Origin of the sequence: Brevundimonas sp. UBA5936, from assembly GCA_002430835.1 — a bacterium.
Lineage (GTDB): Bacteria > Pseudomonadota > Alphaproteobacteria > Caulobacterales > Caulobacteraceae > Brevundimonas.
The window spans coordinates 1-22,456 of sequence record DJDA01000132.1; the positions used below are offsets into that span (position 1 = coordinate 1).

24 protein-coding genes and 1 tRNA gene are annotated in these 22,456 nt (G+C 67.0%); 13 read left to right on the forward strand and 12 right to left on the reverse strand.

The features are described from left to right. The first annotated feature begins 303 nt into the window (after positions 1-303). Positions 304-395, forward strand: a tRNA-Ser gene (locus B2Y21_RS13675). Between the two features lie 23 nt (positions 396-418). Here the strand turns inward: B2Y21_RS13675 and B2Y21_RS13680 are convergent. After that, positions 419-601: a hypothetical protein gene (locus tag B2Y21_RS13680; protein ID WP_200167444.1), complete on the reverse strand. Its 183-nt coding sequence runs from the start codon at positions 599-601 to the stop codon at positions 419-421. A 200-nt stretch (positions 602-801) separates the two neighbouring features. On the opposite strand from B2Y21_RS13680, the gene B2Y21_RS13685 reads away from it, so the two are divergent. Together B2Y21_RS13685 and B2Y21_RS13690 are read left to right on the forward strand one after the other, a co-directional pair. Further along, entirely contained in the window at positions 802-1,107 is a 306-nt protein-coding gene (locus tag B2Y21_RS13685; protein WP_024354161.1) for an SCP2 sterol-binding domain-containing protein, read from the forward strand. A gap of 76 nt (positions 1,108-1,183) precedes the next feature. Continuing rightward, positions 1,184-2,380 (forward strand): acyl-CoA dehydrogenase family protein, encoded by a 1,197-nt coding sequence (locus B2Y21_RS13690; RefSeq protein ID WP_292060384.1) that lies wholly within the window; start codon positions 1,184-1,186, stop codon positions 2,378-2,380. Positions 2,381-2,393: 13 nt separating this feature from the next. Here the strand turns inward: B2Y21_RS13690 and B2Y21_RS13695 are convergent, their stop codons facing one another. Then, the gene (locus B2Y21_RS13695) at positions 2,394-2,594 is read right to left on the reverse strand and encodes a hypothetical protein (RefSeq protein WP_292060385.1); all 201 of its coding nucleotides are present in this window, start codon (positions 2,592-2,594) and stop codon (positions 2,394-2,396) included. A gap of 59 nt (positions 2,595-2,653) precedes the next feature. Further along, positions 2,654-3,265 (reverse strand): sigma-70 family RNA polymerase sigma factor, encoded by a 612-nt coding sequence (locus B2Y21_RS13700; RefSeq protein ID WP_292060386.1) that lies wholly within the window; start codon positions 3,263-3,265, stop codon positions 2,654-2,656. Positions 3,266-3,461: 196 nt separating this feature from the next. On the opposite strand from B2Y21_RS13700, the gene egtB reads away from it, so the two are divergent. Then, positions 3,462-5,630 (forward strand): ergothioneine biosynthesis protein EgtB, encoded by a 2,169-nt coding sequence (gene egtB, locus B2Y21_RS13705; protein ID WP_292060387.1) that lies wholly within the window; start codon positions 3,462-3,464, stop codon positions 5,628-5,630. An 81-nt stretch (positions 5,631-5,711) separates the two neighbouring features. Here egtB and B2Y21_RS13710 read toward each other — a convergent pair whose 3' ends face one another. Then, the gene (locus tag B2Y21_RS13710; RefSeq protein ID WP_125900964.1) at positions 5,712-5,945 is read right to left on the reverse strand and encodes a general stress protein; all 234 of its coding nucleotides are present in this window, start codon (positions 5,943-5,945) and stop codon (positions 5,712-5,714) included. A 185-nt stretch (positions 5,946-6,130) separates the two neighbouring features. Here B2Y21_RS13710 and B2Y21_RS13715 point away from each other — a divergent pair, with 185 nt between their 5' ends. Next, positions 6,131-6,427 carry a hypothetical protein gene (locus B2Y21_RS13715; protein WP_200167449.1) on the forward strand — a complete coding sequence of 99 codons (297 nt, stop codon included), beginning with the start codon at positions 6,131-6,133 and terminating at the stop codon, positions 6,425-6,427. Between the two features lie 61 nt (positions 6,428-6,488). Here the strand turns inward: B2Y21_RS13715 and B2Y21_RS13720 are convergent, their stop codons facing one another. Further along, entirely contained in the window at positions 6,489-7,202 is a 714-nt protein-coding gene (locus B2Y21_RS13720; RefSeq protein ID WP_292060388.1) for an MBL fold metallo-hydrolase, read from the reverse strand. A 172-nt stretch (positions 7,203-7,374) separates the two neighbouring features. Between B2Y21_RS13720 and tig the strand changes: the two genes are divergently transcribed. The 3 genes from tig (at position 7,375) to B2Y21_RS13735 (ending at position 10,173) form a co-directional block, all read left to right on the forward strand. Continuing rightward, positions 7,375-8,718, forward strand: coding sequence for a trigger factor (gene tig, locus B2Y21_RS13725; protein WP_125900970.1), 1,344 nt, complete (start codon positions 7,375-7,377; stop codon positions 8,716-8,718). 167 nt (positions 8,719-8,885) lie between these two features. Next, complete coding sequence (locus B2Y21_RS13730; protein ID WP_003165321.1) at positions 8,886-9,527, forward strand: ATP-dependent Clp protease proteolytic subunit; 642 nt, start codon at positions 8,886-8,888, stop codon at positions 9,525-9,527. A 103-nt stretch (positions 9,528-9,630) separates the two neighbouring features. Then, positions 9,631-10,173: a cytochrome b gene (locus B2Y21_RS13735; RefSeq protein ID WP_292060389.1), complete on the forward strand. Its 543-nt coding sequence runs from the start codon at positions 9,631-9,633 to the stop codon at positions 10,171-10,173. 47 nt (positions 10,174-10,220) lie between these two features. On the opposite strand, the gene B2Y21_RS13740 is transcribed toward B2Y21_RS13735, so the two are convergent. Both B2Y21_RS13740 and B2Y21_RS13745 read right to left on the reverse strand, forming a co-directional pair. After that, on the reverse strand, positions 10,221-12,320 hold the full coding sequence (locus tag B2Y21_RS13740) for a DNA topoisomerase IV subunit B (protein WP_292060390.1): 2,100 nt from the start codon (positions 12,318-12,320) through the stop codon (positions 10,221-10,223). A 68-nt stretch (positions 12,321-12,388) separates the two neighbouring features. After that, a complete protein-coding gene (locus tag B2Y21_RS13745; protein ID WP_292060391.1) occupies positions 12,389-13,633 on the reverse strand; it encodes an O-antigen ligase family protein in 1,245 nt (414 codons plus the stop codon). 40 nt (positions 13,634-13,673) lie between these two features. Here B2Y21_RS13745 and B2Y21_RS13750 point away from each other — a divergent pair, with 40 nt between their 5' ends. Further along, the gene (locus tag B2Y21_RS13750; RefSeq protein ID WP_292060392.1) at positions 13,674-14,834 is read left to right on the forward strand and encodes a low temperature requirement protein A; all 1,161 of its coding nucleotides are present in this window, start codon (positions 13,674-13,676) and stop codon (positions 14,832-14,834) included. On the opposite strand, the gene B2Y21_RS13755 is transcribed toward B2Y21_RS13750, so the two are convergent. Beyond that, positions 14,831-17,215 (reverse strand): ATP-dependent helicase, encoded by a 2,385-nt coding sequence (locus tag B2Y21_RS13755; RefSeq protein ID WP_292060393.1) that lies wholly within the window; start codon positions 17,213-17,215, stop codon positions 14,831-14,833. The two genes, B2Y21_RS13750 and B2Y21_RS13755, sit on opposite strands and share 4 nt — an antisense overlap. A gap of 130 nt (positions 17,216-17,345) precedes the next feature. Here B2Y21_RS13755 and B2Y21_RS13760 point away from each other — a divergent pair, with 130 nt between their 5' ends. Both B2Y21_RS13760 and B2Y21_RS13765 read left to right on the forward strand, forming a co-directional pair. Further along, positions 17,346-17,600, forward strand: a complete 255-nt coding sequence (locus tag B2Y21_RS13760) for a hypothetical protein (RefSeq protein ID WP_292060394.1) — start codon at positions 17,346-17,348, stop codon at positions 17,598-17,600. 4 nt (positions 17,601-17,604) lie between these two features. Continuing rightward, entirely contained in the window at positions 17,605-17,952 is a 348-nt protein-coding gene (locus tag B2Y21_RS13765; protein ID WP_292060395.1) for a DUF488 domain-containing protein, read from the forward strand. A 172-nt stretch (positions 17,953-18,124) separates the two neighbouring features. Here the strand turns inward: B2Y21_RS13765 and B2Y21_RS13770 are convergent, their stop codons facing one another. The 3 genes from B2Y21_RS13770 to B2Y21_RS13780 are packed head-to-tail and all read right to left on the reverse strand — an operon-like array spanning position 18,125 to position 19,506. Continuing rightward, positions 18,125-18,856: an SIMPL domain-containing protein gene (locus B2Y21_RS13770; RefSeq protein WP_292060396.1), complete on the reverse strand. Its 732-nt coding sequence runs from the start codon at positions 18,854-18,856 to the stop codon at positions 18,125-18,127. Then, positions 18,853-19,092 carry a ribbon-helix-helix domain-containing protein gene (locus B2Y21_RS13775; RefSeq protein ID WP_292060397.1) on the reverse strand — a complete coding sequence of 80 codons (240 nt, stop codon included), beginning with the start codon at positions 19,090-19,092 and terminating at the stop codon, positions 18,853-18,855. Before B2Y21_RS13775 ends, B2Y21_RS13770 begins: the two co-directional genes overlap by 4 nt. Positions 19,093-19,095: 3 nt before the next feature. Continuing rightward, a complete protein-coding gene (locus B2Y21_RS13780) occupies positions 19,096-19,506 on the reverse strand; it encodes a YbaY family lipoprotein (protein ID WP_292060398.1) in 411 nt (136 codons plus the stop codon). 131 nt (positions 19,507-19,637) lie between these two features. On the opposite strand from B2Y21_RS13780, the gene B2Y21_RS13785 reads away from it, so the two are divergent. Then, complete coding sequence (locus B2Y21_RS13785) at positions 19,638-20,582, forward strand: DMT family transporter (protein WP_292060399.1); 945 nt, start codon at positions 19,638-19,640, stop codon at positions 20,580-20,582. On the opposite strand, the gene sseA is transcribed toward B2Y21_RS13785, so the two are convergent. Next, positions 20,583-21,428: a 3-mercaptopyruvate sulfurtransferase gene (gene sseA, locus B2Y21_RS13790; RefSeq protein WP_292060400.1), complete on the reverse strand. Its 846-nt coding sequence runs from the start codon at positions 21,426-21,428 to the stop codon at positions 20,583-20,585. Positions 21,429-21,552: 124 nt separating this feature from the next. Here sseA and kdsA point away from each other — a divergent pair, with 124 nt between their 5' ends. After that, positions 21,553-22,455: a 3-deoxy-8-phosphooctulonate synthase gene (gene kdsA, locus B2Y21_RS13795; RefSeq protein ID WP_409410837.1), complete on the forward strand. Its 903-nt coding sequence runs from the start codon at positions 21,553-21,555 to the stop codon at positions 22,453-22,455. Position 22,456: the final 1 nt, after the last annotated feature.

Consider the following 22,456-nt stretch of genomic DNA (forward strand, 5'->3'; position numbering starts at 1 on the left):
CGCCGCCCGCTGCCGGGTGTTCAGCCAGACGTCCGGCCGCAAGGGCCCGCGCCGAGCCCGGCCCGCACGCCCTGTCTCCGCCGTCGGCGCGCGCGATTCGACCCGCGCCGCGCGATTCGCGCGCGCGCCTTCGGTCGCGGAGCCCAGAGTGTCAGCAGGGGTGATAGCCAAGTCTTTTTCCCGATATCGAGCAAAATGAGGTGCGAACCCCGTGTCACATGCCACTCTTATGCCGGGTTAACACAAAGGGCGTCAGTTCCGCATTGCGAAGCGTCGCGCGACTCGCTATCCACGCGGCCTGCCGGAGACGTGGCCGAGTGGCTGAAGGCAACGGTTTGCTAAATCGTCGTACCCTGTAAGGGGTACCGAGGGTTCGAATCCCTCCGTCTCCGCCAGAATTCTTTCCGAAAATCAGAAGTCAGTCGCGGCCCTCCGAAGGGGCGGCGGCCTTGGCGTCGCTGGGGCGGCGCACGGCGACGCCGTGCTGGCGCAGGATGCGCCGGGCGACCTCGGGGGCGCCGATCATGGGCAGGGGCTGGCCGAAGTGTTCGCGCCACAACTGGTCCAGGCGAACTTCCTCCGGAGTGAGCAGGCGGGTCATTGGCGAGTCCTTGTTACGCAAAACGCGCAACTTCTAGGCCATCTCGTCACGGCCAAACGCAAACTCATGTAAGCTGAGCCATATGTGAAGGAACCGGCGCGATTGGGGGCTTCCTGGCCTGGCCTTCCCTTGCGTGATCTTGGCGCCGCCCGGCGCGCGGGTTAGGCGTGTGGTTCAACTTCTCAACGGGAGAGACGCACATGGCCGATCTGGCCCTCGCCACCGACAAGATCCGCGCCGCCGTCGGCGAAAACTCGGGTCTGGGCAAGACCGTGAAGCTGGACTTCGGCGATGACGGCAAGATTTTCATCGACGGCGCCTCGGCTCCGAACACCGTCAGCAACGACGACAAGCCGGCCGACGCCACCGTCTCGATCAAGTGGGACGACTTCGTCGCCCTGGCCGAAGGCCGCCTCGACCCGATGATGGCCTTCATGCAGGGCAAGCTGAAGATCGCGGGCGACATGATGATCGCCCAGAAGCTGGCGCCGTTGCTCAAGGGCTGAAGGCGGGCTGAGGCTTGATGTTCAACGGCGCGGCTCCGACGGGGCCGCGCCGTTTTCATGTAGGGAGAGGCGTAAGATGGATTTCCGGCTGAGCGAGCGGGGCGAACACTGGCGCGAGCGGGTGCGCCGTTTCATGGAGGCGGAGGTTCTGCCGCGAGAGGCGGAGTATCGCGCCCAGGTCCGCGCCGATCCCAAGCGCCAACCGCCGGTGATGGAGACGCTGAAGGCCAAGGCCAGGGCCGAGGGCCTGTGGAACATGTTCCTGCCGGGCGAGCATGGAGCGGGGCTGTCGAACCTGGATTACGCCCCCATCGCCGAGCTGATGGGCCGGGCGCTGTGGTCGGCCGAGGCGTTCAACTGCAACGCGCCTGACACCGGCAATATGGAAGTCCTGCACATGTACGGCGACGCCGCCCAGCAGGAGCGGTGGCTCAAGCCGTTGATGGCCGGCGAAATCCGTTCGGCCTTCCTGATGACCGAGCCTGAGGTCGCCTCGTCCGACGCCACCAACATCCAGACCCGGATCGAGCGCGACGGCGACCATTACGTCATCAACGGCCGCAAATGGTGGTCGACCAACATGGCGCACCCGAACGTCGCCGTGACCATCGTCATGGGCAAGACCGATCCCGACGCCGCTGTTCACCAGCAGCAGAGCCAGATCATCGTCCCGGTCGACACGCCCGGCTTCCGCGTCGAGCGGATGCTGTCGGTGTTCGGCTATGACGAGGCGCCGATCGGCCACGCCGAGGTGGTGCTGGAGAACGTCCGCATCCCGGCCTCCAATCTGATAGCGGGGGAGGGGCGCGGCTTCGAGATCGCCCAGGGCCGCCTGGGGCCGGGCCGCATCCATCACTGCATGCGGACTATCGGCGCGGCCGAGAAGGCGTTGGAGCTGATGGTCGACCGCCTGCTCAGCCGCACCGCCTTCCGCAAGACCATCGCCGAGCATTCGGTGTGGGAGCAGCGGGTGGCCGAGGCGCGCACCAATATCGAGATGTGCCGTCTGCTGGTGCTGAAGGCCGCCTGGATGATGGACGAGGTCGGGGCCAAGGGCGCCAAGTCCGAGATCGCCCAGATCAAGGTCGCCGCGCCGCGCATGGCGCTGAAGGTCATCGACGACGCGATCCAGGCGTTCGGCGGGGCGGGGGTGTCGGGCGACACGCCGCTGGCCGAGCTTTACGCCATGGTGCGGACCCTGCGCATCGCCGACGGTCCGGACGAGGTGCACAACCGCACCATCGCCCGACTGGAGTACGCCGCGCGACGCTAGGCTGTCGCCCGGCTCATAGCTCGTCGCTGGGCGGCCGCTTGTGATGATGATGGACCGAGGGCGAACTGAAGTCGCCGTCCACGATGTCGCCCAGATAGAGGTTGGGGCTGGCTTTGCTGGGCGGCGGCGGCGTGCGACCGAACAGCCAGTCCATGAAGCCGCGCTTGCCCGTGCGCGGGGGGGCGGGGGAGGGAGGACGTTGCGGAGTCATCATGACGGACTCTCCTGAGATCGGGAATTGAACCCCTTCGCCGGTTCCTCCGTTCCCTCCGCCTAGCTGTCGTCACCCTCATTATTTTCTGCGCCGCCGAGCGGGAGTTCGTGCGCCAGCAGCAGGGCCAGGCGGCGACGCGCGCGATTGACCCGGCTCTTGACCGTGCCTACGGCGCAACCGGCGATATCGGCCGCCTCCTGATAGGAAAGACCAGCGGCGCCGACCATGATGATGGCCTCGCGGTGGTCGGGCGGCAGGGTGTTCAGCGCCTGCTGAAGCGCCGTCAGTTCGGCGGTCCATTCCTGGTTGGCCTCGGAGGTCAGGCTGGCGGCGTGGCGGCCTTCTTCATCGGCCACTTCGCGTCGACGGCGGGCGGCGCCGGTGTACCAGCTGTTCCGCAGGATGGTGAACAGCCAGGCCCGCAGATTGGTCCCCGCCTCGAACCGCGCCCGATGCGCCCAGGCCTTGACCAGGGTTTCCTGAACCAGGTCGTCCGCATCCGCCCTGTTGCGCGCCAGCGAAAAGGCGAAGGCTCTCAGCGCCGGTATCTGACAGGCCAGCATGGCGCGCCAGTTGGCCGGGTCGGCCAGATCCGGCGCCCGATCAAGCGGGGGCGGCGATGGCGGGGGCTCGATGACGTTCGGCCCCTCTGGCATGCGAACTTCGGGCATGCGGCGGGATCCTGAAAAACCTGCGCCGTTACGGCGACTTGATTGAATCAGAACGCCCTCTGATCGTGACTGTTCCTCTGAAACAGGACCGTGAAGGCGCGCGGAGACGGGTTTCAATCACGCGGAACCGCCTCGTCTCAGGCTGCATTTCTACAGGGTGACCACAGCGAACACTCACCCAGGGGCAGGCGGGATCATGGCCGGAACGCAGCGCAGACCGGCGCGCGTCGCCGGGGATCTGGAGCGCTATCGCCGCGTGCGCGCGGTGATGCCCGCCTTGGCGGCACCCTTGTCCGCCGAAGACCTGCAGGCGCAGTCGATGGCCGAAGCCAGTCCGGGCAAGTGGCACCTGGGTCATGTGAGCTGGTTCTTCGAAACCATGCTGTTGGTCAGGCCGGGCTATGAGCCGTTCGATCCTCGGCTGAAGGAGGTCTTCAACTCCTACTATGAGGCGCTCGGCGAACGCATCGGCCGCGATGAGCGAGGTCTGATGACGCGCCCGTCGCTGGCTGAGGTCATGGCCTATCGCGCCGAGATCGACCGACGGATGGAGGTGCGCCTGGCCGACGCCTCGGCCCCGCTGGAAGGGTTGGAGCGCTACCTGTTCGAGCTGGGTCTCAACCACGAGCAGCAACATCAGGAGCTGTTCCTGATGGACCTGCTGCATCTGATGTCCCGTTCGCCGCTGGACCCGGCGGCCTATGAGAACGAGCCGCGTGCGGCGTTGCTGCAACCGGCGCGTAGCGGCTGGGAGGCGTTCGAGGGCGGTCTGATCGAGGTGGGCGCTTCGGGCGAGGGGTTCGCCTTCGACAATGAGCGCCCCACGCACCGCGTCTGGCTGGAGCCGTTCGTCCTGGCCGCCGGCCTGACGACCAACGGCGACTGGCTGGCCTTCATGAATGACGGCGGCTACGCCCGGCCCGAACTGTGGCTGAGCGACGGCTGGGCGACGGTCCAGGCGCGCGGCTGGACCGCACCCCTATATTGGCGACGAGAGGATGAGGGGAAGGGCTGGACGGTCATGACGCTGGCGGGCCGACGTCCCGTCGATCCCGCTGCGCCGGTGCGCCATGTCAGCTTTTACGAGGCCGACGCCTTCGCGCGATGGTCGGGCCGGCGTCTGCCGACAGAGGCGGAGTGGGAGCATGCGGCGCGCAGCCGCCCTGACGCCTTCTCCAACCTGGATGGCGAGGTGTGGCAGTGGACCGCCAGCGCCTATGCCCCTTACCCCGGTTTTCGCCCGACCGAGGGCACGGCGGCCGAGTACAACGGCAAGTTCATGGCCAATCAGATGGTGCTGCGCGGCGGCGCCTTCGCCACGGCGCCGGGCCATGCGCGGCCGACCTATCGCAACTTCTTCTACCCGGATCAGCGCTGGGCCTTTGCGGGCGTCCGTCTGGCTTGCGATCCAGGCGACGACGCCTATCGCGACGGCGCCGACGACGAGCACGAGGCCTTCCGCCGCGATCTGGTCGCGGGCCTGGCGTCGTCGCCCAAGAGCCTGCCGCCCAAATGGTTCTATGACGCGCGCGGGTCAGAGTTGTTCGAGGCCATCACCCGCCTGCCGGAATACTATCCGACCCGGCAGGAGGCGACTCTGTTGCGTCGGGTCGCTCCGCACTGGGCCGACCGCTTCGGCTCCGACGCCGTTCTGGTCGAGCTGGGTTCGGGCGCCAGCGAGAAGACGCGCATCGTGCTGGACGCCGCGCCGGACCTGGCGGCCTATGTTCCCATCGACATCAGCCCTTCGGCGCTGGACGAGGCGGCCGCGCGGCTGAGGCAGGCCTATCCCGACCTGAAAGTGCTGCCCATCGTCGGCGACTTTGAACACCTGGGCGTTCTGCCGCCTGAAGCAGGGCAGGGGCGTCGCATCGGCTTCTTCCCTGGCTCGACCATCGGCAATCTGGCGCCGGAGACGGCCGAGGCCCTGTTGCGCGGCATGCGCGACATGCTGGGGCCGGACGCCCTTTTCATTCTGGGCGTCGATCTGATCAAGGAACCCTCGACCCTGATCGCCGCCTATGACGACGCCGAGGGGGTGACGGCCCGCTTTAATCTGAATGTCCTGGCGCGCGCCAACCGCGACCTGGGCGCCGACTTCGACCTGGACGCCTTCGCTCACCGCGCCGTCTGGAATGCGGCTGAGGCGCGGATGGAGATGCATCTGGAGGGCCTTCGCCCCATGACGGTGCGGCTGGGCAAGCTGGTCTTCCGTTTTGCGCGGGGCGAGACGATCCACACCGAGAATTCGCGCAAGTTCGACGAAGCCCGCGTGCGCGCCCTGGCTGAAGCCGCTGGCTGGCGCGTCGAGGCGTTCGAGGTCAGCGAAGCCCCGCGCGTGGCCCTGGCCCTTCTGGCCTGCTGAACACATCGTCCCGCGCGTCAGGCAAAGAAAAACGGCGAGGTTTCCCGCGCCGTCGAAAAGTTCTGAAATCGATCGCAGCGATCAGCGTTTCGGCGGCGCCGGATCCTGTCCGGTCTTGTTCCGCGCGCCGTGGGAGGCTTCGCCGCCCTTGCGTCCGGCCTGGGCCGCGAGGGAGCGGTCCTGAGAGAAGCTGCGTTTCTCGCTGGGGACGCTGGCGCCGCCCTTGCGAGCGATTTCGCGCTGACGTTCCGGGTCCATGGAGGCGAAGCCTCGCTTGGAAACACCGGAGCCTCGGGTGGGCTGACCTTCGGTCATTTCAGATGTTCCTTTCGTAGACGGTGGCGCTTGCGCAAAAGAACCCGGCGCCGGCGCGGAGGTTCCGAGAAAGGATTAAAACCCTGTTCGGTCGACACGAACCGCGCCCATGTGCAGGCGGCGGAACCGTGACGATTTCGGCGGGTTCTTCGAGGCTCTGAGTGCAGAAGTCAGGAGTTCAGCCCATGCCGGTTTCCAACGACCCGACCCCACGTGCCGACAACGCGCCTTCGCCTGAGGACATCACCGAAGGCCGCTCGACGCGCAGCGGCCGCCTTGAAGGGGCCGCCGATGAGATTCTGGCGGCAGGCGCGCGTCCGCGTCCCTTGCGCCGGGCCGTGCGTGAGGATGCGGCCGAGGTGCGCGACTGGGCGCGCCATCGCGGCTCTCAGGCCTGCGAAGCGATTCGCGATGAGCCGATCCGCATGACGCTCTATGCGCTCGGGATCGGCGTTCTGATCGGCCTGTTGGCCGCGCGCTAGACCATTATCCGTTCGGATTGATCCAATCCGAACTCAGATCAATGGTCCGGCATCCAAGGGGTCAGGCCGGGCCGGAGGCCGGGCGTGCGATCGGCGCCGCCTGCATCGCCCGGTCCGAGACGAACGGATTGTTGCGCCGCTCGCCCCCGAACGTCGAATGCGGCCCGTGCCCCGGCACGAAGGTCACGTTATCGCCCAGCGGCCACAGCTTGGTGGTGATCGCGTTCAGCAAGGCCTGATGGTCGCTGCGCGGGAAGTCTGTGCGGCCGACCGAGCCCTGGAACAGCACGTCGCCGACCTGGGCGAAGCGGGCCTCGCGGTTGAAGAAGATCACATGGCCGGGCGTATGGCCGGGGCAGTGGAAGACCTCCCAGCTCGTCTCGCCCAGCGTCAGCACGTCGCCGTCGTCCAGCCAGCGCGTGGGGGTGAAGCTGCGCGCCTCGGGCAGGCCGTACTTCTGGCCCTGCGTGGGAATCAGGTCGATCCAGAACTGGTCCTCAAGGTGCGGGCCGACGATATCGAGTCCGGTCTTCTCCTGCATCTCGGCGGCGGCGCCGGCGTGGTCCAGATGGCCGTGGGTGATCCAGATGGCGTCCAGCGTCAGCCCGCGCCGCGCGACCTCGCCTAAGATGGCGTCGACCGAGCCGCCGGGATCGATGACGGCGGCCTTCTTCGTCTGCGTGCACCAGACCGTCGTGCAGTTCTGCTGAAGCGGCGTAACGGGCGTGACGAAGACGCCGATGGGGGCTGCCGAAGAGGCGGACGACTGGCTCATGCGTCATGAGATAGCGGCCCGATGCCCACAAAGGAACCGCGTTGCGTTGACGTTTCGGCCCCTTCTCGACATAAGGGCGGGCTCCGAGGTGCCGCTCCCGAAAGGGGCGGCCCTGTTGCTTTATCCACCGCGCGCCTTTGCGGCGTCGCCACAGAGCGTCAGATACCCGACCATGCAAGTCGTCGAAAAGTCGAACGAAGGCCTCAGCCGCGTGATCGCGGTGACCATTCCAGTCGCTGAGCTGAATGAGAAGCTCGAAGCCCGCATCAAGGAAGTGGCTCCCCAGATGAAGCTGAAGGGCTTCCGTCCGGGCAAGGTGCCGGCCTCGTACGTCAAGAAGACCTTCGGCCGTGACTTCATGGGCGAAATCATCAACGCCTCGCTGAACGAGACCAGCCAGGGCGCTCTGGACGAGCTGAAGCTGCGTCCGGCCGCTCCGGCCGAGATGAACCTGACCTCCGACATGGACAAGGTCATCGCCGGTCAGGAAGACCTGGCCTATGAAATGTCGCTGGAAGTCATGCCGGAATTCACCCCGGTCGACCCCAAGACCCTGAAGCTGACCCGCCCGACCTATGAGGCCTCGGACGAGGACCTGGACGAGGCGCTCAAGGAACTGGCTTCGCAAGCCAAGTCCTACGAGGACAAGAAGGGCAAGACGGTCAAGGCCGCCGACGGCGACCAACTGACCATCGACTTCCTGGGCAAGATCGACGGCGAGGCCTTCGACGGCGGCGCCGCCACCGACGCCGACCTGGTGATCGGCTCGGGCCGCTTCATCCCCGGCTTCGAAGAGCAGCTCAAGGGCGCCAAGGTCGGTGAAGAAAAGACCATCGAAGTGACCTTCCCGGAAGAGTACCAGGCCAAGCACCTGGCCGGTAAGGCCGCGACCTTCGACGTCACCGTCAAGGCCATCAAGGCCGAGGTCGAATCCAAGATCGACGACGAGTTCGCCAAGCGCATCGGCCTTGAGTCGCTGGACCAGCTGAAGGAACTGCTGAAGTCCAACCTGAACCAGCAATACGCCGGCGCGACCCGCTTCAAGCTGAAGCGCGCCCTGCTGGACGTGCTGGACGAGGGCCACGACTTCGCCCTGCCGCCGAAGATGGTCGACGCCGAGTTCGAAGGCATCTGGGCCCAGGTGTCGGCCGACAAGGACGCCGGCCAACTGCCGGAAGACGACGCCAAGAAGTCGGAAGATGAACTGAAGGCCGAGTACAAGAAGATCGCCGAGCGCCGCGTGCGCCTGGGTCTGGTCCTGGCCGAGATCGGCCGCGCCAACAACGTCGGCGTTTCGGATCAGGAACTGTCGAACGCCATCATGGCCGAAGCCCGCAACTATCCGGGTCAGGAAAAGATGGTCCTGGACTTCTACCGCCAGAACCCGAACGCCGCCGCCCAGCTGCGCGCGCCGATCTATGAAGAGAAGGTCGTCGACCTGATCGTCTCGGTCGCCGAGGTGAAGGACGAAGCCATCTCGAAAGAAGAGCTGATGAAGGAAGAAGACGAGGCGTAAGCCCTTCTTCTTCAGGCTCTGAGCTTGCGATCCCCGTCCCGGATTTCCGGGGCGGGGATTTTGCTTTTCGGCGCCGCCTTGCGCCGAAGCCTCATGAACGCGATATCGTAGGAGACAGGCGCGCGTTCCATGAGTCGTGCGACCCCCCTGAATTCGAGAAGGCCTTCATGCGCGATCCGATCGACTACATCTCCAACAACCTGGTGCCGATGGTGGTGGAGCAATCCAGCCGCGGCGAACGGTCGTTCGATATCTTTTCGCGCCTGCTGCGTGAGCGGATCATCTTCCTGACCGGGCCGTTCGAGGACGGCATGGCCTCGCTGATCTGCGCCCAGCTGCTGTTCCTGGAGTCGGAGAACCCGAAGAAGGAAATCAGCATGTACATCAACAGCCCCGGCGGTCAGGTGACCTCGGCGCTCGCGATCTACGACACCATGCAGTACATCAAGTCGCCGGTCTCGACCGTGGTCATGGGCATGGCCGCTTCGGCCGGTTCGCTGATTCTGACGGCCGGTGAAGCGGGCCAGCGCATCGCCCTGCCGAATGCGAGGGTCATGGTGCACCAGCCCTCGGGCGGCTTCCGCGGCACGGCCTCGGACATCGAACGCCACGCCGAGGACATCATCGCCACCAAGCGCCGCCTGAACGAAATCTACGTCCAGCACACCGGCCGCACCTATGAAGAGGTCGAGCGCACCCTGGACCGCGACCACTTCATGACCGCCGAGGAAGCCAAGGCCTGGGGCATCGTCGACCACGTCTATGACAAGCGCACCCAGGCCGACGACGACGGCGTGAAGGCTCCCTAAGCCTTAAACGCGCTTCGGCTGCGACAATTTGCGAGGCGGGATCCGGCGACGGATTCCGCCTCGAATCGTGTTTGAGACTTGTTATCAGGGAGGGGAGGCTCAAATGGCGATGCAGTGGAGAGACGACGGCTTTCGGTACGGCTCCGTCACGCGCGGCCTGCACTGGGCGATGGCTCTGCTGCTGACGTGGCAGTTCACGGGCATGGCGGTGAAGATCATCGTCGGCAAGGCGCCGATCACCGCCTTCTGGGTCGGCACGCATAAGGGGATCGGCGTTATCCTGCTGACCCTGATCGTGCTGCGCGCCCTGTGGGGCCTCTACAACATGAAGACGCGCCCGGCGCACGGCGGCGGCTTCTGGGGCCTGGCCGCCAAGGTCGGGCATCTGGCGCTGTACGCCCTGATGCTGATCGTCCCGGCGATGGCGCTGCTGCGGCAGTATGGATCGGGTAAGCCGCTGGACGTGTTCGGCGTGCGCCTGATCGACGGCGGTTGGGCCGAGGTTCCGTGGATGACCGCCCCGGCCAACGCCGCCCACGGCCTGCTGGCCTGGGTGCTGCTGGCCGCCATCGCGGGCCACATCCTGATGGTGCTGGTCCACCGTTTCATCTGGAAGGACGACACCGTCGGCCGGATGATCGGTTAGGCTGGTTCAGCCCGCCGTCACCGTGGGGGCGACGGCGGATCACGACGTCAGACGTCCAGGTCGGCCTGGGCGAAGCGGGCGTTTTCCTGGATGAAGTTATAGCGGGCCTCGGCCTTGCGGCCCATCAGGCGCTCGACCAGATCCTCGATCTCTTCCTCGCTGTCGGGCAGGGCGATGCGGGCCAGGGTCCGCTTCTTCGGGTCCATGGTGGTCTCTTTCAGCTGAGAGGCCATCATCTCGCCCAGACCCTTGAACCGGCCGATCTCGGTCTTCTTGCCCTTGAACACGCTGGCCAGCAGCTCGTCGCGGTGGGCGTCGTCGCGGGCATATTCCGACAGCGGGCCTGCCGAAATCCGATAGAGCGGCGGCAGGGCCATATACAGCCGTCCCTGACGGATCAGATCCGGCATGGAGCGATAGAAGAAGGTGATCAACAGGGCCGCGATGTGGGCGCCGTCGACGTCGGCGTCGGTCATGATGACCACGCGCTCATAGCGCAGGTCGTCGACGCTGAAGCGGCTGCCCGCCTGCACGCCCAACGCCAGCATCAGGTCGGTCAGTTCGACGTTGGCGCGCAGCTTGTCCGCCGTGGCCGAGGCGACGTTCAGGATCTTGCCGCGCAGGGGCAGGATGGCCTGGGTCGTGCGGTCGCGCGCCTGCTTGGCCGAGCCGCCGGCCGAGTCGCCCTCGACGATGAACAGTTCGGTGCCCTCGGCGGCCTGACGCGAACAGTCCGACAGCTTGCCGGGCAGGCGCAGCTTGCGCGTGGCGGCGGCGCGCTGGACTTCCTTGTCCTTGCGGCGGCGCAGGCGGTCTTCGGCGCGGTCGATGACGAAGCCGAGCAGGGCGTTGGCCTGTTTCGGGCTTTCGGTCAGCCAGTGGTCGAACGGGTCGCGCAGCAACTGTTCCGTCAGGCGCTGGCCCTCGGGCGAGGACAGACGGTCCTTGGTCTGGCCCTGGAATTCCGGGTTGCGGATGAAGACTGAGATCAGGGCGCCCGCATTGGCGATGACGTCTTCGGCCGTGATCTGGGCGGCGCGCTTCTCATTGGTCAGCTCGCCATAGGCCTTGAGGCCCTTGACCAGCGCGGCGCGGAAGCCCGCTTCGTGCGTGCCGCCGTCGGGCGTCGAGACGGTGTTGCAGTAGGAGGCGACGAAGCTGTCCGCGTCGCCGAATCCGATCGACGACCAGGTGACGGCCCATTCTAACGCGCCGGCCTCGCCCTTGCGCTCGACGCGCCCGGCGAAGACGGGGGTGACGGTCTCGATCTCGCCCACGCGCTCGGCCAGGGCGTCGGCCAGACCGCCAGGGAAGTGCAGCGTCGCCTGGGCGGGCGTGGCGTCGGTGATGCGTTCGGGCGCGCAGGTCCAGCGGATCTCGACACCGCGGAACAGATAGGCCTTGGCGCGCGTCATGCGGAACAGACGGGCTGGCTTGAAGGTCGCGCCGGCGCCGAAGATCTGATCGTCCGGCTTGAACCGGATCAGGGTGCCCTTCTTTTTGGACGGGCCGACCTGCTGGATCGGCGCCTGGACATGACCGCGGCTGAAGGACTGGCGCCACTCGAACCCGTCGCGCCAGACGGTGACGTCCAGGCTCTCCGATAGGGCGTTGACGACCGAGACGCCGACGCCGTGCAGGCCGCCCGAGGTCTCATAGGCCTTGCCCGAGAATTTGCCGCCCGAGTGCAGCACCGTCATGACGACTTCCAGCGCCGACTTGCCGGGGTGCTTGGGGTGGGGGTCGACCGGAATGCCGCGCCCGTCGTCGCGCACCGACAGATAGCCCTCGGCGTCCAGATCGACGGTGATCAGCTTGGCGTGTTTGGCGACGGCTTCGTCCATCGCATTGTCGAGCACTTCGGCGAACAGATGGTGCAGGGCGCGCTCGTCGGTGCCGCCGATGTACATGCCGGGGCGCTTGCGGACGGGCTCAAGTCCTTCCAGCACCTCGATCGAGGAGGCGGAATAGCCGGTGGCGGCCGCCGTCGCGGCGCTGGCGTGGGACGTCAGCTCGACCTTGGGCTGATGCACGGGGGCCGGCGCCGGCTGAGGCGCGACCGGAGGCGTCGCCGCAGCGGGTGCGGGCGCAGGGGCGGCGGGCTTGGCCGGTTCGGCGTCGTCGAGATTGGAAAACAGGTCGTCCATCAGGGCATTTTGCGGCGATTCGGGGCAGGGTCTGGTAGGCTTCGAAGACGGCGGGGGCAAGGCCCGCGTCAGGTCGTGCGGTCGGAAACCAGATTGCGCGCCAGAACCGCGACGAACAGGGTCCAGGGCAGATCCTGATGGCTCATCAAGACGCTTTCCGACACGCTGAGCAGCAGGAAGGCGGCCAGATAGGCCAGGCTCCAGTATCCCTCGCGCCGCCCCAGACCTGAGAGGCGAAACAGGACGGCGGCCGAGGTCAGAGCTATGACCGCGCTGACCAGCCATGTCCCCGCCCAGCCCAGCTGAACACGCAGGTCCAGCCAGCCGTGGTGCGCCGAGGGTACGCGCCAGCCGGTCTCGTGGCGGATCCATTCCATCGGCTCGGTATCCAGCACCCAGAAGGCGCCGTAGCCATAGCCGAGCCAGGGTCTCTGCGCCGCCATGCGCTCGATCGCGGCCCAGATCTCGGTACGGCCGGTCAGGGTCGGGTCTTTGCCGAACAAGGCCAGGATTTCGACGGAGTACTGGCTCCAGACCCACAGGCTGATGACGGCGGTCAGCCCCAGGCTCCATACGACGACGACCCCGAACACCGGCCCCATGCGCGCGATCAGGCGACACATGGCGATCAGTCCGCCGCCCAGCATGGCCATGATCAGGGCGGTCTTGGACTGTGAGCCCAGCAGAGCCAGCACACAGACGCCGATGGCGACCAGGGCGATGCGCCGATCCTGCGGCGCGCCCGCCGCCAGCAGGGCCGAAGCGGCGATCAGGCCGACCGCCATGATCATTCCCATGTGGTTCTTTTCGTACCACAGGCCGCGCCACAACCCGGCGTTGGCGCTGTGATGGACGCCTAGGCTGGGAAACAGGAAGACGGCGATCAGGCTGCCGACGCCGAGGGCAAGGAAGGTCCAGGTCAGCAGGCGCGGCAGTTCAGCGCCACGGAATACGACGCCGAGATAGATGGAGAAGCCGCCGGTCAGGGCCAGGGCCAGAACCCGTCGCTGAGTTACATCCGGCGCCTGCGACCATAGGCTGGACGACAGAGCCAGGATGACCATCAGGGCCAACAGGATGAAGGCGGGCCAGGCCGCCGCCATCTGGCGCGCGCGAACCGCCATCAGGCCCAGTATGACCAGATAGACCGGCGGCCAGATCAGCCGGAGCGCCGGAAGTTCTTGCTGCTGCGGCGCAAAGATGGGGCCGATCAGCGCCCCGGTCAGAAGGAACAGGATGAAGGCCGCCGCGGCCTGCTCCCAAAGGCGCGGCGCGACCGAGGATGTCTGGGGTTCTGGACGAACGGCGCGCACGGGAGCACGTTCGTGGAACAGGGTTAAGGAAGGGTGGGGCATGGCCGCCAGTCTGATGCGCGTTCGACGGCCCGGAGAGCATGCTCGGGTCAGCTTTGTCGAGCTATTCTTCGATCTCGTCTTCGTCTTCGCCATCACCCAGGTCAGCCATCTGCTGTTGGCCCACCTGACGCCGCTGGGCGCACTGGAGGCGGCCGTCCTGCTGGCGGCGGTCTGGTGGGTGTGGATCGACACCAGCTGGATCACCAACTGGCTGGACCCCGAGCGCGGCCCTGTGCGGCTGATGATGTTCGTCCTGATGGCGGCGGGCCTAGTCATGTCGATGTCCTTGCCTACGGCGTTCGGCGACAGGGGGCTGACGTTCGCCTGCGCCTTCGCCGCCATTCAGGTGGGGCGCAGCCTGTTCACCCTGTGGGCGGTGCGCGGTTCGCCGACGCAGAGGGCGAATTTCCAGAGGATATCGCTATGGGCGCTGCTGGGCGCCGTGTTCTGGATCAGCGGCGGCTTGGCCGAGGGGCAGGCGCGGCTGTTGATCTGGCTGGTCGCCCTGGCGCTGGAGTTCATCGGCCCGGCGTTGGCCTTCTTCGTGCCGGGCCTGGGCCGATCCAGTACCACGGACTGGAATGTCGAGGGCGCGCATCTGGCCGAGCGCGTGGGTCTGTTCGTTATCATCTGCCTGGGCGAATCGATCATCATCACCGGAGCGACGTTCGCGGAACTGGCGTGGACGCCGCCGGTGGCTGCGGCCTTCGTGTCCGCTTTCGTGACGACCATCGCCATGTGGTGGCTGTTCTTCAGCGAGGCGCACGAGGCCGGATCGGAAACCATCAGCCACGCCGCTGACCCCGGCGCCATCGCCCGAAGAACCTATACCTATTGCCCGATCATCGTCGTGGCGGGGATCGTGGTGACGGCGGTCGGCGATGAACTGGCCCTGGCGCATCCGCTAGGCGTGGCGGGTGCGGCGAGCGCGGCCGTGCTGATCGGCGGGCCGTTGCTGTTCCTGCTGGGAACGGCCCTGTCGGTCTTCAGCATCTGGGGCAAGGTGGCGTGGCCGCGCGTCATCGGCGTGGCGATCCTGGGGACCGTCTTCCTGATCGGGCGAGGCTGGTCGCCGCTGGCGCTGACGATGGCGTCGACTGTCGTTCTGGTGGCGACGGGGCTGTGGGAGTCCTTCGCCCCGCGAGGACGGCGCGCCTAGGGCGCCTTCTCCACGAAGGTGTCGATGACCTTCTTCTCGCCCGCCTTGTCGAAACTGACCACCAGCTTGTTCCCCTCAACCGCGCGGACGGAGCCGTAGCCGAACTTCTGGTGGAAGACGCGGTCGCCGCGCGACCAGCCGGACGCCGCCTTGGGATCGGCGGTGGCGATCAGGCGGCCTTCGCCCTCGATCACGGCGCGGCGGGCGTAGGCGGGTTTGGGCGTCTGGGCGGCGGTATAGGTCTGGGCGCGCTTCCAGCCGGGGCTGGAATAGCTGCCGCCGAAGGAGGGGGCGTCGTCCCAGCGGCTCTTGGCCTCCTTCATCCCGGTCGAGGCGCCGTAATAGCCGGTGTCCGACTGCGGCTCGACGTGGGCGATGGGCAGTTCATCGACGAAGCGGCTGGGCAGCTGCGAGGTCCAGCGGCCGTAGACCATGCGGTTGGCGGCGAAGCTGATGCGCGCGTCCTGCTTGGCGCGGGTGACGCCGACGTAGGCCAGGCGGCGTTCCTCCTCCAGCCCCTTCACGCCCTTCTCGTCGATGCTGCGCTGGCTGGGGAAGACGCCTTCCTCCCAGCCCGGTAGGAAGACCAGAGGGAACTCCAGCCCCTTGGCGCCGTGCAGCGTCATGATCTGCACCGAGCCCGATCCATCGGCGTTCTCGTCGCGGCGTTCCAGATCCATGACCAGCGAAACATGCTCCAGATAGGCCTGCAGCGTCTCGAACGACTGCATCGACTGGGTCAGTTCCTTCAGGTTGTCCAAGCGCGTCTGGCCGCTGGTGCGGTCGGCCTTCTGCATGGCGGTGTATCCACTCTCGTCCAGCAGGGTCTCCGTCACCTGCCAGTGCGGCGTGCCCATCGCCATCAGGTCGCGCCAGCGGTCCAGATCGCGCACGAAGTTCGCCAGCGGCGTGCGGGTGCGGGCCTGAAGCTCGTCCGTCGTGATCAGATGGCGAACCGCCCGCATGGCCGAGACGCCGTTCTCGCGCGCGATGTGCAGGATTTTCTGGACGCTGGTGTCGCCGATGCCGCGTTTGGGAACGTTGACGATGCGCTCGAACGCCAGATCATCGTCCTCGGACTGGATCAATCGCAGATAGGCGTGGGCGTCACGGATTTCCGCCCGCTCGAAGAAGCGCGGCCCGCCGATGACGACATAGGGAATGGCCAGCATCAGGAAGCGTTCTTCAAACGCCCGCATCTGGAAGGACGCGCGAACAAGAACGGCCATGTCCTTGTAATTCATGCCCTGCTTGCGCGCGGTTTCGATCTCGTCGGCGATCAGGCGGGCCTCGGCCTCGCCGTCCCAGACGCCGCGCACACGCACCTTGTCGCCGCTGTCGTCCTCGGTCCACAGGGTCTTGCCCAGTCGGTCCTGATTGGCCGCGATAAGGGCCGAAGCCGCGCCCAGGATGTGCTTGGTCGAACGGTAGTTGCGCTCCAGCCGGATGACCTTGGCGCCGGGGAAGTCGCGCTCGAAGCGCAGGATGTTGTCCACCTCGGCCCCGCGCCAGCCATAGATCGACTGATCATCGTCGCCGACGCAGCAGACATTGCCGGTCGAGGAGGTCAGCAGCCGCAGCCACAGATACTGGGCGACGTTGGTGTCCTGATATTCGTCGACCAGGATGTAACGGAACCGACGGCGATATTCCTCGGCCAGATCAGCGTGTTTCGACAGGATGTTGATGTTGTGCAGCAACAGGTCGCCGAAGTCGCAGGCGTTCAGCGTCGCCAGCCGCGCCTGATAGGCGGCGTACAGCGCCGGGCCCTTGCCGTTGGCGAAGTCCTCGCCCGGCGGCAGCTTGTCGGGCGTCCAGCCGCGGTTCTTCCAGTGGTCGATCATATGGGCCAGCGACTTGGGCGTGAACCGCTTGGTGTCGATGTTGGCCGCTTCCAGAAGCTGCTTCAGCAGCCGCTCCTGATCGTCCGTATCCAAGATGGTGAAGCTGGATTTCAGCCCAACCAGTTCCGCATGGCGACGCAGAATCTGCGCCGCGACCGAGTGGAAGGTGCCCAGCCAGCGCAGCCCCTCGGACGACGGACCGATCAGATGGCCGATCCGCTCGCGCATCTCGCGCGCGGCCTTGTTGGTGAAGGTGACGACCAGCAGCTCCCACGGCTTGGCCCGGCCGGTCGCCAGAATGTGCGCCAGACGGGTGGTCAGGACGCGCGTCTTGCCCGTGCCCGCGCCCGCCAGAACCAGCACCGGCCCCTCGGTCGTCTCTACCGCCTCGCGCTGCTCGGGGTTCAGGCCCGACAGATAATCGGACGCCGGCCCTTGCGGAGTCTGGGCGCGGGCGAGGTCGGAAATGCGGGGAGCGGGCAGGTCGGTCACAGGGGCGGATACTCGGGCGGCGTCTGGGGCGGGCAGGGCGCCCATCGGAATCTGAAAGGGAGAACATAAGCAGCACAGCGGCCAAAGTCAGTCCCATTCGCACGATCTGTGGTTGGAACCGTGAACAGCGAGCGCCGTTTTTCGGCTGACAGGGCAAGCAAGGGAGGACCGCCTGATGGCGAATGGTTCCAGCGGCGGCGCAAACGTCGGTCTCGCCTTCATCGTGGGCGCCTTGGTGGTGGTCGTCGCCGTGCTGGCGTGGTTTCTGCTGGGACGCGGCGGGCCGATGCAGCCGGAAACGCCCAACCTGAACGTGGATATCAATGTGCCGGCGCCGCGCCTGCCCGATGTGCCGGACCGTCCCGCGCCGCCCGAACTGCCCAGCCCGACCGAACCGCCGCAGGTGGCCGCGCCCGAACCCAAGGCGTGAGGTCGTGAAGGTCATCCTGAAGCGCGTCTATGAGCCGCCGTCGGATGCGGACGGCACGCGTATTCTGGTGGATCGACTGTGGCCGCGCGGGCTGAGCAAGGACAAGGCCCGCGTCGATCTGTGGCTGAAGGAGATCGCGCCGACGACGGAGTTGCGGCAGTGGTTCGGCCACGATCCGCAGAAATGGGCGGAGTTTCAGCGCCGCTATCGCGCGGAGCTGGATCTGAACTCCGACGCCGTTTCCGAACTGAAGGCCGCTCTTTCCAACGGTCCGGCGACACTGGTCTATGGCGCAAAGGACGAAGCGCATAACGACGCGGTTGTGCTGGCGGACTATCTGTCAGAGGCCTGAAGCCTCGCCCCTCCCATCGTCATCCCCGGGCTTGTCCCGGGGATCCATACACTCAGGCTTTTCGTGTTTGCGCGCCGCGCTTCGATCAGGCCTAGTCGTGTTTATGGATTCTCGGGACAAGCCCGAGAATGACGGCATAGGGAGAGGGCCACAGGCGAAACTGACCCTGCGCCTACTTCAACCGATAGCTGATCGTGGTGACGACCCGCACCTTCTTGTTCGGCGAGCCGGCTTCATCGCCCGTGCCGTCGCGCGACAGGATTTCGAACGAGCCCTGTCCCGCCGTCTTGATCGGCCCCAGCGGCGCGCCGGAATCCTTGGCGAACTGTTCGGCGCCGCTGCGGGCGGCGGCGGTGGCCTCGGCGATCATGGCCGGGCGCACGTCGTTCAGCTTGGTGAAGATGTAGGACGGGCCGTTGAAGTCCTGCAGCACCACGCCCTGCCGCACCAGATCATTCAGGTTGCGGGTCGTGGTCTGCACGCGGTCGACGTCCGTGGTGCGCACGATCACGGTCTGGGTCAGGATGAAGCGCGGCCCGCCGGTCTGGCTGGCGTATTCGCGCGATCGGGTGTCGGCCACGCCCAACTGACCCAGGTCCACGGCGTCGTCGGCATAGCCCTGCGCCTTCAGGAACTGGCGCACGATGGCCAGGTCGCCGTCGATGCGCGCCTGCACCTCGGACAGTACGTCGCCCGAGGTTGTGAAACGGATCGGCAGGACGGCCAGATCGGCCTTCACGTCCTTTTCCGCCAGACCGCGCACGGTGACGGAGCGGTCGCCCGCGCGGGCGTTGACCACGCCCTGACCGATCAGGGCTCCGCCGACGATCAGGCCCACGGCCACCAGTCCGCCGAAGACGGCGGCGGGGATCAGGCGGTTGTTGTCGATGCAAGCGTCGCTCATGACGTCTTCTCTTCTGCGAAACTGCGGTCGCCGCCGGTCCATTGCAGGGCCAGGATGCGGCAGGCGGAGGCCAGGGGGCGGCGGCCCCGCCAGGCGTCGATGCGGATCAGCAGGCCGGACCGACTGAGCGTCAGTTCGGCCGCGATGGCGTCCAGCACGGCCCAGAACTCAGGCTCCAGCGCCACAGAGGTGGCGTGGCCGGACAGCAGCACCGATCGTTTGGCGAGGCCGCTCAAGGCTTAGCGCACGCCCACCATGACGATATCGGCGCTGTTCGGCGCGCCGCGCGTCAGCACCGAATGGCGCGTGTCCGTAGTGAAGCGCAGGGCGCCCGACGGGTCGCGGATCTCGGCGCGGGCGGCGTATTCCATGCGGCTGTCGATCTTGTCGTTCGGCACCGACAGGGTGACGGCGTAGGGCGGGCCGCGACCGTCCAGGCGCTGGGTCGTCTCGGCGACGACCCGGGCGGGAGCGTCCATGCGGCTGACGTCCTCGACTTTGACCGTCAGGACATGGCCGGGCGGCAGCATGATGCGTTCGCGATAGGTGGCGGTGACCTGGACTTCGGTCATGGAGGTCTCCGGCAGGGTGGAGCAGGCGGCGGCCAGCAGGGCCGGGGCCAGGACGAGGGGGGCGAGGAACAGGCGCATCGGCGTCTCCTTTGTGCGCGGCTAGCTTAGCAGAACGCGCCAGCGTCGCATAAGGCTGCAACAGGTGAGAGACGGCGGGGATAAAGCGGTGCTATCGGAAGTTCCCGTTTCGTTTCGACCGAGTCGCCGGCGTGTCCCAGTCTGAAGCTCCCCAGTCCGAAAATGCGTCGTCGCGGTTCTTGTCGCCGGCCATGCTGGCCTTCGGCGGCGTCGGGATCTGCGCCCTGATCTGGGGCACGACCTGGTACGCCATCACCTTCCAGCTCGGCGCCGTCGATCCGGTGATTTCGGTGGTGTTGCGCTTCGGCATCGCTTCGGCCTTGCTGGCCCTGATCGTCAAGGCGACGGGCGGGCGGTTGGCCTTGACGCGGGCTCAGCATCTGGCGGCGCTGGGTCAGGGGTTGTTCTCCTTCGCCATCAGCTACGCCTTCGTCTACGCTTCGGAGGAGAAGATCGCCTCGGCCGTGGTGGCGGTGATCTTCGCCGCCCTGGCCTTCCTGAACCTGATCCTGTTCCGCGTCGCCTCGGGCCAGAAGGCGGCGCGCGCCGCCTGGCTGGGCGCGGGGCTGGGCGTGATCGGCGTCGGCGTCCTGTCGGCGGGCGAGGTGATGGGCGCAGGCCTGGGCGCCCACGCGGTCGCAGGCGTCAGCTTCGCCGTGATCGCCGTCGTCGCCTCCGCCTTCGGCAACTGGTTCGCCTGGCGCGGGCAGCAGGCGGGATCGCAGGTGCTGCCGTCCACCGCCTGGGCCATGGCCTACGGCACGGGGACGCTGGCGCTCTACGCCCTGGTCACGGGCGTATCCTGGTCGGTGGCGTGGAGCCCGGCCTATGTGATCTCGCTGCTGTATCTGGCGGTGTTCGGCTCGGTCATCGCCTTCGGTCTGTATTTCACCATCGCGCGGGCGAGGGGGTACGCCGTGGCTAGCTACATCTCGGCCCTTACGCCGCCGATCGCCATGCTGGTGTCGGTGATGTTCGAGGGCGCGCGCTTCGGCGTCCTGGCCCTGGTCGGCCTGGCCCTGGTGCTGGCCGGGCAGTTGTTCCTGATCCGCGCGCCGAAACGTTCGGCGGCCTGATCAGGCGGAGCCGGTCACGACCGGCGCATCGGCCCGTGCGCCCCATTCGGCCCACGACCCATCGTAGAGCCGCGATGACCGCCCCAGCGCGGTCAGCCCCAGCGTCAGGATCGCCGCCGTCACGCCCGAACCGCAGCTGGTGATGACAGGTCGCTCCAGATCGACGCCCGCCGCGCGAAAAGCCTCTTCCAGCGCCGCGCCCTGCTTCAGCGTCCCGTCCGCGTTCAGCAAGCTGGAGAAGGGCAGGTTCAGCGCGCCCGGCATATGACCGGCCCGCACGCCGGGGCGCGGCTCGGCGGCTTCGCCCCGGAACCGCGCCGCCCCGCGTGCATCGACCACCTGAAGACCGTCCGCCAGCGCGGCGTTCACCTGATCGAAGTCCGTCACGGCGTCGGCGTCGAACCGCGCCTCGAACTTCGCAGGGACGGGGGCTTCGGCCGCGCCGCCTTCCAGCGGCCGCCCTTCGGCTTTCCACTTGGGCAAGCCGCCGTCCAGCACGCGCACGCGCCTGGCCCCCATTGTCCGCAGCGTCCACCAGACCCGCGCGGCCGAGAACAGCCCCTGCGCGTCATAGACGACGATGTCGTCGCTCTCCGCGACGCCCAGCGCGCCCATCGCCTCGGCGAAGATGTCCGGCGACGGCAGCATGTGCGGATAGGGGCTGTTCCGATCCGACACGGCGTCCAGATCGAAGAAGACGGCGCCCGGCAGCCGCTCGCGCTCGAAATCCGCTCGCGCGTCACGCCCGTCCAGCCACCAGCTGGCGTCAATGATCCTCAGGTCCGGCGCGCCCCGCCGCGACACCAGGGCTTCGGTCGAGATCAGCGGCGTATCGGGCTTGGTCATCTTGTCAGATTACCATGATCGCGACGGCGATGGTCAGGGCCTGAGTCGCCGGATAAGTTGCGAAAACGCATCCGCGACGCCACCTGTCCGCCTGAAAGCCGCGGCATAGGCCCGCGAACCGCCGTTGAAACCAGTCGAAAGCGCCGCCGTGACCTCTCCCAACGCCGTCATCACCCTGTCCGAAGGCCTCAAGACCCCCGTCGTCATCGGCGGCGGCGCCCGCATCGTCTTCATCGCCGGCCCGTGCCAGATGGAAAGCCGCCAGCACGCGCTGGAGACGGCCCATGCGCTGAAGGAGATCGGCGAGCGCCTGAACCTCGGCATCATCTACAAGACCAGCTTCGACAAGGCTAACCGCACCAGCGCCAGCGCCGCGCGCGGCATCGGCCTGAAGGACGCCCTGCCGATCTTCGCCGAAATCCGCGAAGTCACCGGCCTGCCGACCCTGACCGACGTCCACTCCGAGGCCCAGTGCGGCCCGGTCGGCGAGGTCGTGGACGTGCTGCAGATCCCGGCCTTCCTATCGCGCCAGACCGACCTGCTGCTGGCCGCCGCCGCCACGGGCAAGGCGATCAACATCAAGAAGGGTCAGTTCCTGGCTCCCTGGGACATGAAGAACGTCATCGCCAAGGTTACGGGCGCGGGCAATCCCAACGTCATGGCCTGCGAGCGCGGCGCCAGCTTCGGCTACAACACCCTGGTCAGCGACATGCGCGCCCTGCCGATTCTGCGCGAGATCGGCTGCCCGGTCGTGTTCGACGCGACCCACAGCGTCCAGCAGCCGGGCGGGCAGGGCACGTCCTCGGGCGGCCAGCGCGAGTTCGTGCCGGTGCTGGCTCGCGCCGCCGTTTCGGTCGGCGTCGACGCCGTCTTCATGGAGACGCACGAAGACCCGGACAACGCTCCGTCTGACGGCCCCAACATGGTGCCGCTCAGCCAGTTCGAGGCGCTGGCCTCCGAACTCATCGCCTTCGACGACCTGGCCATCAAGCTGGGTCACAAGGGGCCGATGGCGAAGACGGCGTGAA

Excerpts from the sequence above, each read along its gene's own strand:
- B2Y21_RS13680 (WP_200167444.1), bottom strand. The coding sequence starts at position 601 with ATGACCCGCCTGCTCACTCCGGAGGAAGTTCGCCTGGACCAGTTGTGG.
- B2Y21_RS13685 (WP_024354161.1), top strand. The coding sequence starts at position 802 with ATGGCCGATCTGGCCCTCGCCACCGACAAGATCCGCGCCGCCGTCGGC.
- B2Y21_RS13690 (WP_292060384.1), top strand. The coding sequence starts at position 1,184 with ATGGATTTCCGGCTGAGCGAGCGGGGCGAACACTGGCGCGAGCGGGTG.
- B2Y21_RS13695 (WP_292060385.1), bottom strand. The coding sequence starts at position 2,594 with ATGATGACTCCGCAACGTCCTCCCTCCCCCGCCCCCCCGCGCACGGGC.
- B2Y21_RS13700 (WP_292060386.1), bottom strand. The coding sequence starts at position 3,265 with ATGCCCGAAGTTCGCATGCCAGAGGGGCCGAACGTCATCGAGCCCCCG.
- egtB (WP_292060387.1), top strand. The coding sequence starts at position 3,462 with ATGGCCGGAACGCAGCGCAGACCGGCGCGCGTCGCCGGGGATCTGGAG.
- B2Y21_RS13710 (WP_125900964.1), bottom strand. The coding sequence starts at position 5,945 with ATGACCGAAGGTCAGCCCACCCGAGGCTCCGGTGTTTCCAAGCGAGGC.
- B2Y21_RS13715 (WP_200167449.1), top strand. The coding sequence starts at position 6,131 with ATGCCGGTTTCCAACGACCCGACCCCACGTGCCGACAACGCGCCTTCG.
- B2Y21_RS13720 (WP_292060388.1), bottom strand. The coding sequence starts at position 7,202 with ATGAGCCAGTCGTCCGCCTCTTCGGCAGCCCCCATCGGCGTCTTCGTC.
- tig (WP_125900970.1), top strand. The coding sequence starts at position 7,375 with ATGCAAGTCGTCGAAAAGTCGAACGAAGGCCTCAGCCGCGTGATCGCG.
- B2Y21_RS13730 (WP_003165321.1), top strand. The coding sequence starts at position 8,886 with ATGCGCGATCCGATCGACTACATCTCCAACAACCTGGTGCCGATGGTG.
- B2Y21_RS13735 (WP_292060389.1), top strand. The coding sequence starts at position 9,631 with ATGGCGATGCAGTGGAGAGACGACGGCTTTCGGTACGGCTCCGTCACG.
- B2Y21_RS13740 (WP_292060390.1), bottom strand. The coding sequence starts at position 12,320 with ATGGACGACCTGTTTTCCAATCTCGACGACGCCGAACCGGCCAAGCCC.
- B2Y21_RS13750 (WP_292060392.1), top strand. The coding sequence starts at position 13,674 with ATGGCCGCCAGTCTGATGCGCGTTCGACGGCCCGGAGAGCATGCTCGG.
- B2Y21_RS13755 (WP_292060393.1), bottom strand. The coding sequence starts at position 17,215 with ATGGGCGCCCTGCCCGCCCCAGACGCCGCCCGAGTATCCGCCCCTGTG.
- B2Y21_RS13760 (WP_292060394.1), top strand. The coding sequence starts at position 17,346 with ATGGCGAATGGTTCCAGCGGCGGCGCAAACGTCGGTCTCGCCTTCATC.
- B2Y21_RS13770 (WP_292060396.1), bottom strand. The coding sequence starts at position 18,856 with ATGAGCGACGCTTGCATCGACAACAACCGCCTGATCCCCGCCGCCGTC.
- B2Y21_RS13780 (WP_292060398.1), bottom strand. The coding sequence starts at position 19,506 with ATGCGCCTGTTCCTCGCCCCCCTCGTCCTGGCCCCGGCCCTGCTGGCC.
- sseA (WP_292060400.1), bottom strand. The coding sequence starts at position 21,428 with ATGACCAAGCCCGATACGCCGCTGATCTCGACCGAAGCCCTGGTGTCG.